Here is a 12,963-nt window from a genome sequence, read left to right as displayed (position 1 = left end):
ATCAAGTTGAGGCACCGCAGGTCAGAGCCCATGCCGTGCCTCGGAACAACTGGCAGACGACACTTCGTAAAGAAGAACTCGACTCCTCCGGGGGTGCGTGCTCCAGCGTCGGGTTACTCGCGTGACGCCGATGGCGTCGCTGCGAGGAACTCGCGTGCGCCTCGGAGGCGCGTGTTCAGGCGTGCTTGAGTGTTGGCACTGTCCAACCGGACGTCGATGGGTCCGGGGAGGCCGGTGCCGGCGCGGAGCCCGGCAGAAAGGGTCGCCGGGTCGAGACCGTCCCGGCGTGCGATGAGCACTCCGAGTTCGTAGCGGCTGATGGCATCCGCGCCGGCGACGTGATGGACTCCGGCATAGGACGACGCGGCCAGCTCGATCAGTGCGCCGGCGAGGTCGGTGACATGCACCGGGCACCGCATGTCGTCGGTGAATAGGACACCGATCACGGCGCCGGTTGCCAATGCGTGCACGTGTCTCTCGTGCGGCGAATCCCCGTTACCGATGATCAACGAGGTCCGGGCGATGACGGCGGTCGGCGCAATGCCCTTGATCGCTGTCTCGGCGGCGGCCTTGGCGGCGCCGTATGGCGTGATGGGGTCTGGGACGTGCGCCTCGTCGTAGCGAGCGGTCGCGCCGGAGAACACTGCGTCACTGGACACATGCACCAGGCGAGCTCCGACCGCTGCCGCTGCGACGGCGACATGCATGCCGCCGTCAGCGGTGGTTGCCCAGTCGGATTGCCGGTAGGCAGCATTAATGATCACGTCAGGCCGTATCGCGTGGGCCAGGGCCATCACGTCGTCGCCGCGGCGGATGTCCAAACTTCTCCAGTCGACGTCGGCGACGTCGGGAACACGACTGTGGAAGGTCGCCGCGACGCCGTGACCGGCCCGCCGCGCCTGACGGGTGAGTTCCAGTCCGAGGAAACCGCTACCACCTACCACGAGAAGATCCACTCGGTCACGGTATAGCCTTTCGTCAGCCTCAAGCCATGCGGTGGCTCCGGTAGATCACATCACGGGCATACCTGCTCACAGCGGACAGTCGGCTGATTGGCCGATCACTCCGCGTTCGCAGCCGTCTCGTTGCCTGAGTTGGCCGGTGTGGTGGTGTTGAGTTCGTCGAGGAGTCTGCGGATGCGGTCGGCGGCGCAGCGGTGTCGTTCGATCTCGCGGGCCCAGCCGCGCTCGGTGGCGTCGGCGATGAGTCGTTCCTCGGTGCGCAGCCGTTCTTGTAGCCGAGGGACGTACTGGGGAGTGGCGACGAACTTGGGGCAGGTCAGATAGATGTCCCACTCGCATGGGCCTTCCTGGGGCAGGCGCAGGCAGTGGCCGAGTTCGAGTCCGGTCTTGTAGAAGTTGGTCTGCAGCCAGTCGAGCGTGGTTCGGTCCAGTTCACCGCGACGCAGCGTGTCAGCGAGGGCCGCTCCGGCTTGCAGGACCCCTTGATAGTCGGCCGCCAGCAAGTGGCCGTTCCCGGCGGTCAACGCGAGGTCCAGCTGCTGGGCCTTGCGGCTCGACGAACGGGTTCGCAACCACTCGATGAAACTCACCGCCAGCGCGGGCCGGAACTCCTCGACCGTCAAGCCACGCTCATGCAAAAACGGTACAGCTTCTGCAAATCGTACGCATAGGCACGGACCGTGTTCGGCGAGTAGTCCCGCACCGGCAACAGGCGGAGGATCCCGGTCACATCGGCTACCGGCACGCCGGCGTAGTCAACCAACTCGACCGCCGGCCGCCCGGGCCGGGCATCAACAACCTTCGTCACACGCACGCTGGACAACGTAGGGCTCCACGAACCGCTCGCAGAATCGCCAAACCTCGACTGTCCAGATAAGAAGGTCGCGCTGGTCCTGGCATTGCGTCGCGTGAGGTTACGCCGGGCTTTGCTCCGGCCGGCCGGCTTGGTGTCGGGTGGTCACGCATGGTATTCGTTCGTCCTGGGTAGACGGAGGGCATCAAGCAACTGCCGCCTGGGAGGAGCCCGAGATGTCGTACAGCACCAGCCGTCGGAGTGCTTCCGCTGCCCGAGTCTGCACGATCATCGCCTTCGTCTTCGCGGGGCTGGCCGTGCTGTTCTGGCCGTTCATGTTCGGCCTGGTCGCGATCATTCTCGGTCTGGTCGGCGGTTTCCTCGGCGACCGGCCGCTCGGCTTCTACGCCGCTGTCGCCGGTGCTGCCGGTGCCGTGCTCGGTATCGTGCTGGCCGCCGCTCTGCTCGGTTGATCCCGGCGCCACGCCGGCCTGCCGGGATCCTGACATCCACTCGCCTCGCGGGGCAGCACGCCTGGGTTCTTGTTGATCATCAGGTTCGCCTTCGTGCCTGAACAGCTCTTCGGCACCGCGGTGATCGGTGTCGGCGTAGGAATTTCAAGATGCGCGGATTCGGTCCGTCTACAGTGGCGGCGGTGAGTGTCGATCGGCGTTCCTCGCCTGACGGCCGGTTTGATGTCCGGTCTGTGTTTGGTGACCAGTCCGTGTCTCGTGGGGCCTTCCTGCCTGATCGGCGGCCCCTACTCGGGGCGGCGCCGGAAAGTGTTCGGGACGCGGTGGCCGGGGTGCTCGGGGAACCGGTCGTGAAGGAGTGGGCTGCGGAGGCTGGGTTCACGCCTTCGATCGCTTCGGTGGTGGTGGGGCGTTCCGGAGCTCGGATGTTCGTCAAGGCCGCGCCGGTGGGGGACGGCCTCGGCGAAGCCGTGGAAGCCGGGGCGGTGCTGGCTGATGCGGTCGGTGATCTCGGGCCTCGGCTCCTGGGCGCTGTCCGCTGTGAGGATTGGCGGGTCGCCGCCTACGAAGTGGTGGACGGGGTAACGGTCGATGCCTGGAGCTCGGCTGACGTCGATCAGCTGCTTCGGGTCATCGATCGGATGCGGGAGCGGCTCGAACCCTGCCCGGTCGGGGGCGTTTGGCCGTACGCGCGGGATTTCGTGCCCTTGCTTGGGGATTGGGCGACGCTCGGGGTGAGGCGGCCGCCGCCGGTCTCCGTGCCAGTGGCGCGGCTCGCCGAGCTGGAGGCGCGTTGGATGGAGGTGCTCACGTCGGGCGTCGCGCTGCACCACGGTGACCTGCGGCGTGACAACGTGATCCGGGAACCCGACGGGCGGCTGCGGATCGTCGACTGGACCCACATGTGGACCGCCCCGGGCTGGATGGACCTGGTCCGGCTGCTGCCGGACCTGGCGTCGGCCGAGCACGACCCGGAAACCGTGCTGCGGCGATCATGCTGGCGGGACACGCCTGACGAGGACGTGAACGTGGCACTGGCCGGGCTTGCCGGGCGAGCCTGGCGTGACTGCGCGTTGCCGGGTGACCAACGCCTCCGGCGCATGCAGCGTGAACAGGCTGAACACCTCCTGTCGTGGTTGGACACCCGGCTCGGATGAGAGTGACTCCGGATTCTCGGCGAGCTGGAGCCTGGGCACGGACCGTGGTCAGGCGGGCGTGATGCCGGCGGCGACCGACTTCAGGGTTTCGGCGGGGACGCGGGTGTTCGCCTCGATGGTGATCACGGTGCGGTCCGTGCCGGCGATGACGATGCCGTAGCCGGCGGCCTCCGCGGCGGAGGTTCTCGTCAGGCTGGCCCTTCCGGTGGGGACGTCGAACTTCTCGACCGTCGTGGTTCCGATCAGTTGGCGGTTCAGAAGAGCGTTGAACGTGGTCGCCGGAACCGTCTGGGCTGGTGGTGACGATGGGCGATACACCGTGATCCACATGTACGAGCCGCCGTTGGCCTGCTCGAACCGGCGCATCGACACCGCCACGTTCAGGTCCTGCGGGCCGGATGACGTACCCGCGTCGGTGCCGTCCGGCCTGACCATCAAGCTGCTGCTGCCGCGCTGTTCGTCGAGCCGGATGCCGTCCGGGATGTAGCCGATCAGGAAACGGTCCACATCGGCGATCGTGGGCGAGGCGGCCGCGACCGGATCCGGCACCCGCCTCGTCTGAGTCACGGCCACGACGCCTGTGACGGCCAGGACGGCCAGCCCCGCGGCGGCGACCCGGAACGCCTGGCGGCGCCGGACACCCCGCTGGACCCGGTGCAGGAACTCCTCCGTCACCGGAAGATCGAAATCGGTCGTCTTCAGAATGTCCGGCATGTGAGATCAGCCTTCCGCCGTCATGCGTTCACGAAGTGTGGCCAGGCCCCGCGAGAGGTGGGAACGGACCGTGCCCGCGCTGCAGCCGAGCACCGCCGCGATCTGGTCGTCCGGTTGATCGGCCAGGTAGCGAAGCGCGATCGCCGCCCGCTGCTGTGGTGGTAGGCCGGCCAGGAGTTGGCGGACCACCGCGGTGTCGTCGATCGACGCTAGTGCCGCGTCCTCATCCGCCCGATCCGGCAGGTCGGCCACCGGAATCGGCCATCGGCGGCGACGCTCGTTCAGGAACAGGTTGACCATGGTGCGCTGGGCATACCCGACCGGATTGCCGTCCCGGCGCACCCGCGACCAGGCCAGACCCACCCGGATCAGCGTCTCCTGGGCCAGATCCTCGGCGGCGGCCCGATCGAGGGTCAGCGCGTTCCCCAGACGCAGCAGCGCGGGGGCACTCTGCCGCAGGAACGCTTCGAACCCGTTACCTCTCATACCTATGACTACACGGCGGCCCCACGGATTTGTTGAGCTCCGGCGGCTATTCAGTGGCCGCCCCGGCCGAGATGGGCCAGTACGGTGTCGAAAGCCTGAAACACGGCGTTCCGGGACTCCTCGGTGTGATCGAGCATGTCGAAACCGTGACGGCCGTTGGGCACGTCGATCACATCCAGCCGCGTACCGTCGGCCGCCCTCACGAATTCCTCGACCCCCGCGGCGACCTCCGGCCGTTCGAGCCCAGCCCTGGTCAGCACGATCGGCGGCGTGACAGCGCCGGTGACCGCCTCCACCGGGCGAAACGCCGGATCGACCGGCCAGCCCGGCAGCGGCGCGAGCAGAGGGTAGGTGGCGGCCAGACAACGCAGCCACGACGGTGCGCCACGCAACCAGTCGGAGAGCAGCAAGCCGCCGCCGGAGAAGAACCAGACAGCGATCCGGTCCTCGTCGACCTGCGGTGACTCCCGTGCGATCCGGACCGCTTCGGAGACGTCCTCGGCGGCTGCCGGGTAGGCGGTCGGATGGTGTAGCCGGTGATCGACTGTCACGCCGACCACGCCACGGGTTGCCGCCAGCGAGCCGTATCCCCGATACACCGGCCAGTCGCGTGGGGTCGGGCGCAACTCGGCCGGCACCGGTCCGCCGTGCACGAACACGATCGCCGGCCGTGGCTCCTCCGCCTCCGGCAGATACACGTCGACGGATCCGCGACGATCCGGACCTACGGTCTCCACGGACAGGACGAACGGTTGAAGATGGTCCGGAAGTGCCATTCGGGCAGCCTATCGCTACCGGATCCGTCCGGTGGGTGACGTTCACGGCCCTCCTCCCGGCCGCGCCGATCGCCTAGCGTCATTGCCGTGAGCGGCGAGAACAGACCTAGCGGCCGGGTGGTCGTGCTGGTGCTGCCGGACGTCAACCTGCTCGACCTCGGTGGTCCGGTGCAGGCTTTCGACACGGCGGCGGAGCACGGTGCCGGGTACCGTCTGGAGTTCGTAGCCGCGGCATCCGGTGAGGTGCGGTCGGCGCAGGGTCTGCTGCTCGCCGGGCTCGGACCACTGCCCTCGGTTGTCTCCGGAGACCTGGTGCTGATCCCCGGTCCACGTCTGCGTGCGTCCGGGCCGGATCTGCCGGCGGCCGCCGTGACCTGGGTACAGGAGGCGGTCCGGGCGGGCGCCCGGGTGGCCTCGGTGTGTACCGGGGCGGCGCTGCTCGCCGAAGCCGGTCTCCTCGACGGTCGCCGGTGCACGACACACTGGGCGCTCGTCGACCTGATGCGAGCGCGATATCCCCGGGCCCGCGTCCGGGACGCGGTGCTCTACGTCCACGACGGGCCGGTCAGCACCAGCGCGGGAATCGCCGCCGGCATCGATCTGGCCCTGTCGCTCATCGAACGTGACCACGGGCCGTCGCTGACCGCGGCGGTGGCCCGGGACCTGGTGGTCTACCTGCGACGGGACGGATCTCAGCGACAGGTCAGCCCGTTCCTCCAACACCGTGGCCATCTGCATCCCGGTGTCCACCGGGTCCAGGACCATCTCGCTCAGCACCTTGACCTCCCGCACACCCTCGATGACCTGGCCCGACTGGCGAACCTGTCGCCGCGCGGACTGAGCCGAGCCTTCACTGCGGCGACCGGCTGCACTCCGCTCGAATACCAGCAACGCCTGCGCCTGGATCTGGCCGCCAATCTGCTCGCCGAGACGACTCTGACGGTTGAGGCGGTCGCCGCACGCTGCGGATTCCGCGACGCTCGGCATTTCCGGCGGCTGTACGGCGCCCGATACGGCATGCCGCCCTCGGCCGGTCGCCACACCTGACTCGCCTCACACCCGTGGCTCCACTGTGCTGCTCGGGCTGCCCGGAATCTCGTCATCCGCCCATGGAAAGGGCCGTCATGCTTCGGTTTCTTCTCGGATTGCTCCTGGCGACAGCTGTTCTCGGCGGTGCCGCTTTCGGCGGGGTGACGGTCACCATGGGTGACAGCTACCCCGTGGAGCTTGCGGCTGCCGGCGCTTGGCCGACACCACGCGGCACACCAGCGGGAACGACCGTCGTCGCAGTGATCCTCGGTAGCGGTGGGACGGTGATCAGCGACGCCTTGCTGCCCTACGAGGCGTTCGCCCGTACCCCTGGATTCTTCGTCTATACGGTGGCCGCGGAACGCCGGCCCGTTCCGCTCTCCGGTGGGTTGCAGGCCGTGCCCGAACACACCTTCGACACTGCTCCGCCGCCGGACGTGGTGGTCGTTCCCGCAGTCGTCCAGCAGGAGCCGGAACTCCTGGCATGGCTCACCGACCAGGCCGCTCGCGGCTCGTACATCCTCGGGGTCTGCGCGGGATCCGAAGTGCTCGCTGATGCCGGGCTGCTGGCCGGGCGACGGGCGACCTCGTTCTGGCAACGGCTCGGCGGTCTTCGCGACAGTCACCCTGAAACGGTCTGGGTTGGCGGCGAACGGTTCGTCGAGGACGGACGAATCGTCACGACCGCGGGCGTCAGTTCCGGGCTGGCCGGCAGTCTGCGGCTCATCGAGCTGATCGCCGGCTCGGCCGAGGCCTCCCGGGTCGGGCACGCGGTCGCCTATCGGGACTGGGCGCCGGCCATGCCCACCCGGATTTCTGAGCGAAGCCTGGCGATCGACGACCTCCCGTACGCCTTGAACGCCGCATTCCCCTGGCTGCGGCCGACCGTGGGTGTCGGCCTCGTCGATGGGGTCGGCGAGATCGACATCGCGTCGGCCTTCGAGACATACGCCGGAACATCCTTCGCCACCCGGACCGTGCCGATCGCAGCCCGGCCGACGGTGACCACCCGGCACGGCCTGTTGTTGACCGCCGACCTTGCCCCCGTGGATCGGTTGATCATGCCCGGTGTCGACGAGCCCAGCGCAGATCTGCCCGGTGCGGACCTGGTCGCCTGGGCCGCTGACCGTGCCATCCCGGTCTCGTTCCCGCACGCGAAGCGGCAACCTGGTGAGTTCTCGTTCGACCCGCTGTTGCGTGACCTTGCCGCGCACACCGATCGCGCGACCGCCCGCACCACAGCGAAGTTCACTGAGTATCCGGCCGATCATTTGCAGCTCACCGGAGCCTCTTGGCCTTGGCGATCGACGGCGCTCGGAGTCCTGGTTGCCGCGGCTGCCGTAGGTGCCGGACTGCTTCCTCGGCTGGTCTTTCGTCTTCGTCGCCGAGAAAGAGTCGAACCTTCGGCGGATCGTCGGTGACCTGCCGGAGTCCGGTCGGGGCTTCGACGGAGGTTGCGGCGGGATCCACGCGGCCTCGAAACGGTCGATAATCGCTGTCGATGACATCGGGGGCATCGATAGTCTCCCTTGGATGGAGATCCGGAAGCTGACGACTTTCGACGGGACCGAGGCCTCAGCCTGGTACGAGGCGCGGCACGCGGGGGCGACGGCCGACCGGCATGCGGCACTGGTGACTGCTCGTGACACCGAGCTGCGGTCGCTCGCCGCCAACGGCACCAACCCGAACCGGCATCGTGAGGCCTGGGGCGCCTGGGAGGGCGACACCTGCCTCGGTGGGATGCTCGTCGAGTGGGCGCGGCAGGAGAACCTGCATCGGGCCGAGATCGACATCGCCGTCCCGCGGCCGAACCGCGGGCGGGGTGTCGGCGCCGCGCTCTGGGAGGCGGGAGCACGACGTGCCGTCTCCACTGGGCGGGCCACCGTCAACGTCGAGGTGCACGTCCCTCGCGGGCGTACCCTCCAGGAATGGCCGGGTGGGCGGTTCGCGTTGGCCCGTGGCTTCGCCTCCGGACTGGCCGAGGATCGGCTGGTGCTCGATCTGCCAGTGCCCGAGCCGATCCTGGCCGCCCATGATCTCCCGGCTTCCGGCTATCAGACCCACTCCTGGCACGGGCCGATACCCGCCGAATGGCTGCCCACGCTCGCCGAACTCACGAGCGAGATGGCCGCCGACGTGCCGTCTGGTGAACTCGACGTGGAGGCGGCACGCTGGGACGCCGAACGTGTCGGCACCAACCAGGCACGGCTCAGCAAGATCGGGTACGCCCTGGTCACCACGATGGTCACCACGGACGGTGGAGAACCGGCCGGATATACCCAGTTGCTCGTGGAAAGCGACGGTCTCCACGTGCACCAGGACGACACCTATGTACGCCGGGCCCACCGCGGTCACCGACTTGGCGGCCTTGCCAAGACCCGTAACCTGCGTGAACTCGTTGCCCGACACCCGCGGGCGCGACACGTGCACACCTGGACCGCCGAGTCCAACGACGCCATGCAGGTGATCAACGAACGGTTCGGTTTCCGCTCGGTGGAGACCAGTCACTCGATGGAGTCGTCCGTCAGCTGATCGCCGCGGCATCAGGGGCCGATCGATTCGTCGGGTCCGGGGGCGTGTCCCGGCAAGGTGGATGCCCATGGAGCGGTCCTCCTGACGTCAGGTTCTCGGGCGAGCCGGCCGTTCCGTCGTTGTCTGAGGTTTCGGCCTCGAGGACGTCCGGGCAGCGGTCGGCGCTACTACATGACCCTGGCGAGGCCCTGACCTGCCGTGGCCGAATGATCGGAGTCTGTGGTCGGCCCCAGCGGGCCAGCAATTCGAAGGCATCCATGATCATTGCGGCTCTCCAGACGACGGGAGCCCTATGCCCGCACCATCGGTTGCCTGATCCGTGGCGCCTCCACCGGTTGTCACAGCCCTGCCGACACCTGACGGGGCGCCGGCGAGTGCCAGGCGCTCGTACGTCTGGTCGGTGGACGCCCGGCTATTGAGCGGCGGGCCCTCCGAAGCCTGGCCGATCGCGATTGCGGCCATCGCCGGCAGGGCGGACGCGTTGGGGTCGAAGTATCCGTCGTGGCCCTGGACGTCGTCGCATGGCAGCTGGTGCGCACCGAATCCCGGGTCGGAGGGCAACCGCCCGTGCCCGAGACCCAGCAGCCGCATGCCCGGGACCCGGCGGATCCAGTCGCCGGGCGCGGCACAGGACCACACCCGCGCCGATGTGCCCAGGTCGGAACTGCTGGACACGCCCATACCGGGACTGCCGACCGAGATCAGATCGGTGACCTGCCCGCTCAGCCGAGGCACCGCCAGACCGGCGACGGTGGAGCCGTAGCTGTGGCCGATGACGACGATCGAGCGGTGCGGAGCGTCGAGCACGAGACCATCCATGAAACGCTGGAGAGAATCGGCTCCGGAGGCGGCCCGGTCCTCCCGCACGGCGTTGATGTCGAGCCCTTCCGGGGAGTCGTAGCCCAGCCAGGCGATGACGGCGACCTGTGCGCTCGGGGCGATGGCGTGGATCCTGTCGAACAACTGCCGCGCCTGCCATGCCGGTGCCCGGCGCTGGACCCCGCCGTGGCCTGTGGCGAACTCGGGCAGCTCGTTGTCGGAGCCGGGGATGAGGATCACGATGTGGTCGGCGGTCTCGAGGTCACCCAGGACCTCGGCGATGCGTCCGTCGCCCCGGTCGTCGTAAAGGAGGGTCTGCCGGCCGGATGCCTCCGAAGGGCGCCGAGCCTGATTGGCGGCATAGCGCAGCGCCACGGGGGCGCCGTCGAGATTGCCGACGATCTCCGGATAGCGAGTGGTGAGCCCGGCCGCCTCGGCTGTGGTGAGGTGCTCGAAGAACAGAGCGATCTGCTCCGGCGTGGCCGTGACCGGATCGGGTGGAGCGGTGGGCTCGGCGAGCCAGGCGGGAAGCGAGACCGGCGGCATCGACGGCTCCGGACGGGCCGGGCCGAGCAGCGAGCCGCCGATCAGGCCCAAGCCGGCGAGCGTGGATGCCACCAGGGCTTTCCGGGAGGTGAATGCGATGCGAGGCATGGCATTGAGGCTCGCCGGGAAACGGACCGGGCACAGTGGAGCAGGCACGCGCTTGAGGGTTCGGTTATCCGAACCCTCAATGCTAGTGCTGGCACCATCGCGTTCGGCCGCCCGACGGGGCATGCTTTTGCGCGATGAAGCTATTGAGCACGATCTTTGACAGTCGTTCGCGCAAGGGCCTGGCATACCTGCTACTGGTCCTGCCGATCGATCTGCTGAGCTTTGTCCTCCTGATGTTGGGGAGTCTGCTCGGCGCCGTGCTGCTGCTCACTCCACTCGGGACGTGGCTGCTCGCGCTGGTGCTGCGTGGGGCAGCCGGTCTCGGCGGAAGCCGGAGGGCTCTGGCGGCACGGATGCTCGGCGATCGGGTTCCCGCGCCGGTTCGTCCGGTCGTGGCCGGCATCGGACTGTTCGGGTGGCGACGGGCGATCCTCAAGGATCCGGTCAGCTGGCGGGTGCTCGCATATGCGCTGGTCAAACCGCCGGTGGCGGTGCTGTCCCTGGCCCTGGCCGGTGGCTTCTACCTGTATGGGTTGATCAGCCTGATCTACCTGCCGTTCTATGACGATGAGCTGGGGGCCGAGGCGCTCGGCATCATGGTGACCAGCGTGATCCTTCTGCTGCTCGGTCCATGGATGCTGCGGTCCGTGCTCGCCGTCGAGCGGCTGATGATCCGTGGGCTGCTCGGGCCGACCCGGGCAAACCAGCGGATCAGCGACCTCCAGGACTCCCGTGACCGGGCGGTCAAGGACGCCGACAGCACACTGCGACGGATCGAGCGCGATCTGCACGACGGCGCCCAGGCCAGGCTGATCGGGGTCGGGATGCATCTGGCGATCGTCCGGGAGCTCGTCGGCGCGCAGGCGTCCGCCGAGCAGGTGGTGGCTGCTGTCGACACGGCCCAGGAGACCCTTGCCACGGCGGTCGCCGAGCTGCGTGATCTGGTGCGTGGCATCCACCCGCCGGTGCTGGATGCCGGGCTGGAGGCAGCGTTGGCCACCGTCGCGGCGGGCAGCACTGTGCCGGTGACGGTTGAGATCGACCTGCCGAGACGACCACCGCCGGCATTGGAGAGCATCGCCTACTTCACGGTGTGTGAGTTGCTGACCAACGCCGGGCGCCACGGTGGAGCTCGCGACGCTTCGATTCGGGTCGATCTCCGAGACGGGGTTCTTCGGCTCCGGGTTCATGATGACGGGCAGGGCGGTGCGCATCGGCGGCCCGGTGGTGGGCTGGCCGGGTTGTCCGAGCGGGTCCAGGTCGTCGACGGCCATCTGGTGATCGACAGTCCCGCCGGCGGGCCGACCACCATCACGGTCGAGATCCCATGTCCAGCGATGGATGATCCATCAGGATCGATAGAGGAGCCGAAGTTTTCTGAGATGCCGGTTCTCCGGGCGTAGTCGGTTCGGAATGTGGAGGCGGTGGGACATGGTCGGGTCTTTCGGGCCTCGGAGCGGCTGGTTGCCGGGGCGAGTGGAGGCCGGGGCCAGTCGACTTCCGGAAGTAGCCGGCGATTGGGAGCTGTCCGATCCGCGGGTCGGCGGGCGGACACGAGCGCCTGGTCGGTCGGGGTGAGTGACAGCCCGGGTGGGGAGATGGCCCGGGCCAGCTGATGGGCCGGAGTGACGGATGGTCCGGCCCAGCAGATGGTCAGAGGCGGCAGATGGCCCGGGAGGACGGATTTGTCGGGCAGCAGTGGCCTACGGACAGGCGTGGGGCCGGTGGCCGGTGGAGCCGGGTTGGGGTGGTCGATGGATTGGGCGTTCGGTGGCACGGGTGCAATGACCTGAGCGGGAAGGGGACTTGACCGGCGCGTGCGGGCGGACTTTTGGGGAAGGGCCGGAGGTGGAGAGATGCGCGTTGTCATCGCTGAGGACTCCGCGATTCTGCGGGAAGGCCTTGCCCAGTTGCTCAGTATGCGGGGGCATGAGGTGCTGGCTGCCGTCGTTGATGTGCCGGCGTTGTTCGAGGCCGTTGCCGTTCAGGCGCCGGATGTGGCGATCGTGGACATTCGGTTGCCGCCCAGTCATACCGATGAGGGGTTGAGGGCGGCGGTTCGTCTACGGCGTGAATGTCCTGGGGTCGGCGTTTTGATCTTCTCGCAGTATGTGGAGACCGCATTCGTGGCCGAGTTGTTGGCGGGTGGGTCCGAGGGAGTCGGCTATCTACTCAAGGAGCGGGTGGTTCAGCTGGACGACTTCGTTGATGCGCTGGATCGGGTTGCGGCCGGGGGTACGGCGCTCGATCCCCAGGTGGTGACTCAGATGTTCGGCCGGAGTCGGCATCGCGAGGTGCTCGCCGAATTCACTCCGAGAGAACGGGAGGTGTTGGCTCTGATGGCGCAGGGGCGGTCGAATACGGCGATCGCTACGGCGATTCGAGTCAGTGAGCGGGCCGTGGAGAAACACGTGACCAACATCTTCGGGAAGTTCGACCTGCCGCCATCTGATGCCGATCATCGGCGGGTGCTCGCGGTCATCCGCTATCTGCAGAACTGAATAGGGCGACCGGGCAGGTCGAAATTGGGTGGAAACGGCCTGGGGTGCCAGGGTCGAAAGTGGGTGG

14 protein-coding genes are annotated in these 12,963 nt (G+C 68.1%); 7 read left to right on the top strand and 7 right to left on the bottom strand.

All coding sequences use genetic code 11. The features are described from left to right. Positions 1-113: 113 nt before the first annotated feature. The 3 genes from Q0Z83_RS26220 to Q0Z83_RS26210 form a co-directional block, all read right to left on the bottom strand. Positions 114-956, bottom strand: a complete 843-nt coding sequence (locus tag Q0Z83_RS26220; protein WP_317796658.1) for an SDR family oxidoreductase — start codon at positions 954-956, stop codon at positions 114-116. 104 nt (positions 957-1,060) lie between these two features. Then, entirely contained in the window at positions 1,061-1,585 is a 525-nt protein-coding gene (locus Q0Z83_RS26215; RefSeq protein ID WP_317796657.1) for a hypothetical protein, read from the bottom strand. Next, positions 1,582-1,776 carry a hypothetical protein gene (locus tag Q0Z83_RS26210; RefSeq protein WP_317796656.1) on the bottom strand — a complete coding sequence of 65 codons (195 nt, stop codon included), beginning with the start codon at positions 1,774-1,776 and terminating at the stop codon, positions 1,582-1,584. Before Q0Z83_RS26210 ends, Q0Z83_RS26215 begins: the two co-directional genes overlap by 4 nt. A 215-nt stretch (positions 1,777-1,991) precedes the next feature. Between Q0Z83_RS26210 and Q0Z83_RS26205 the strand changes: the two genes are divergently transcribed. Further along, the gene (locus Q0Z83_RS26205; RefSeq protein ID WP_317796655.1) at positions 1,992-2,228 is read left to right on the top strand and encodes a hypothetical protein; all 237 of its coding nucleotides are present in this window, start codon (positions 1,992-1,994) and stop codon (positions 2,226-2,228) included. Between the two features lie 425 nt (positions 2,229-2,653). Further along, positions 2,654-3,385 (top strand): aminoglycoside phosphotransferase, encoded by a 732-nt coding sequence (locus Q0Z83_RS26200; RefSeq protein WP_317796654.1) that lies wholly within the window; start codon positions 2,654-2,656, stop codon positions 3,383-3,385. A 48-nt stretch (positions 3,386-3,433) separates the two neighbouring features. Here the strand turns inward: Q0Z83_RS26200 and Q0Z83_RS26195 are convergent, their stop codons facing one another. From Q0Z83_RS26195 to Q0Z83_RS26185, 3 genes are read right to left on the bottom strand one after another with little or no spacing between them, the layout of a single operon-like run. Beyond that, positions 3,434-4,099, bottom strand: a complete 666-nt coding sequence (locus Q0Z83_RS26195) for a hypothetical protein (protein ID WP_317796653.1) — start codon at positions 4,097-4,099, stop codon at positions 3,434-3,436. A gap of 6 nt (positions 4,100-4,105) precedes the next feature. Then, positions 4,106-4,585, bottom strand: a complete 480-nt coding sequence (locus Q0Z83_RS26190) for a SigE family RNA polymerase sigma factor (RefSeq protein WP_317796652.1) — start codon at positions 4,583-4,585, stop codon at positions 4,106-4,108. A 50-nt stretch (positions 4,586-4,635) separates the two neighbouring features. Beyond that, positions 4,636-5,361 (bottom strand): alpha/beta hydrolase, encoded by a 726-nt coding sequence (locus tag Q0Z83_RS26185; protein ID WP_317796651.1) that lies wholly within the window; start codon positions 5,359-5,361, stop codon positions 4,636-4,638. A gap of 87 nt (positions 5,362-5,448) precedes the next feature. On the opposite strand from Q0Z83_RS26185, the gene Q0Z83_RS26180 reads away from it, so the two are divergent. From Q0Z83_RS26180 to Q0Z83_RS26170, 3 genes are all read left to right on the top strand, one after another. Continuing rightward, complete coding sequence (locus Q0Z83_RS26180) at positions 5,449-6,408, top strand: GlxA family transcriptional regulator (RefSeq protein WP_317796650.1); 960 nt, start codon at positions 5,449-5,451, stop codon at positions 6,406-6,408. 242 nt (positions 6,409-6,650) lie between these two features. Then, on the top strand, positions 6,651-7,811 hold the full coding sequence (locus Q0Z83_RS26175) for a DJ-1/PfpI family protein (protein ID WP_317796649.1): 1,161 nt from the start codon (positions 6,651-6,653) through the stop codon (positions 7,809-7,811). Between the two features lie 112 nt (positions 7,812-7,923). Further along, entirely contained in the window at positions 7,924-8,922 is a 999-nt protein-coding gene (locus Q0Z83_RS26170; RefSeq protein ID WP_317796648.1) for a GNAT family N-acetyltransferase, read from the top strand. A gap of 261 nt (positions 8,923-9,183) precedes the next feature. On the opposite strand, the gene Q0Z83_RS26165 is transcribed toward Q0Z83_RS26170, so the two are convergent. Beyond that, the gene (locus tag Q0Z83_RS26165; RefSeq protein WP_317796647.1) at positions 9,184-10,395 is read right to left on the bottom strand and encodes an alpha/beta hydrolase; all 1,212 of its coding nucleotides are present in this window, start codon (positions 10,393-10,395) and stop codon (positions 9,184-9,186) included. Positions 10,396-10,538: 143 nt separating this feature from the next. On the opposite strand from Q0Z83_RS26165, the gene Q0Z83_RS26160 reads away from it, so the two are divergent. Both Q0Z83_RS26160 and Q0Z83_RS26155 read left to right on the top strand, forming a co-directional pair. Continuing rightward, the gene (locus Q0Z83_RS26160) at positions 10,539-11,798 is read left to right on the top strand and encodes a sensor histidine kinase (protein ID WP_317796646.1); all 1,260 of its coding nucleotides are present in this window, start codon (positions 10,539-10,541) and stop codon (positions 11,796-11,798) included. 453 nt (positions 11,799-12,251) lie between these two features. Next, positions 12,252-12,896, top strand: coding sequence for a response regulator transcription factor (locus Q0Z83_RS26155; protein WP_317796645.1), 645 nt, complete (start codon positions 12,252-12,254; stop codon positions 12,894-12,896). Positions 12,897-12,963: the final 67 nt, after the last annotated feature.

Origin of the sequence: Actinoplanes sichuanensis (assembly GCF_033097365.1) — a bacterium.
Taxonomy (GTDB): domain Bacteria; phylum Actinomycetota; class Actinomycetes; order Mycobacteriales; family Micromonosporaceae; genus Actinoplanes; species Actinoplanes sichuanensis.
The sequence above is the reverse complement of the archived record's forward strand: the minus strand, read 5'-3'. Positions and strand labels throughout refer to the sequence as shown.

Excerpts from the sequence above, each read along its gene's own strand:
- Q0Z83_RS26205 (WP_317796655.1), top strand. The coding sequence starts at position 1,992 with ATGTCGTACAGCACCAGCCGTCGGAGTGCTTCCGCTGCCCGAGTCTGC.
- Q0Z83_RS26200 (WP_317796654.1), top strand. The coding sequence starts at position 2,654 with ATGTTCGTCAAGGCCGCGCCGGTGGGGGACGGCCTCGGCGAAGCCGTG.
- Q0Z83_RS26195 (WP_317796653.1), bottom strand. The coding sequence starts at position 4,099 with ATGCCGGACATTCTGAAGACGACCGATTTCGATCTTCCGGTGACGGAG.
- Q0Z83_RS26190 (WP_317796652.1), bottom strand. The coding sequence starts at position 4,585 with ATGAGAGGTAACGGGTTCGAAGCGTTCCTGCGGCAGAGTGCCCCCGCG.
- Q0Z83_RS26185 (WP_317796651.1), bottom strand. The coding sequence starts at position 5,361 with ATGGCACTTCCGGACCATCTTCAACCGTTCGTCCTGTCCGTGGAGACC.
- Q0Z83_RS26170 (WP_317796648.1), top strand. The coding sequence starts at position 7,924 with ATGGAGATCCGGAAGCTGACGACTTTCGACGGGACCGAGGCCTCAGCC.
- Q0Z83_RS26165 (WP_317796647.1), bottom strand. The coding sequence starts at position 10,395 with ATGCCTCGCATCGCATTCACCTCCCGGAAAGCCCTGGTGGCATCCACG.
- Q0Z83_RS26155 (WP_317796645.1), top strand. The coding sequence starts at position 12,252 with ATGCGCGTTGTCATCGCTGAGGACTCCGCGATTCTGCGGGAAGGCCTT.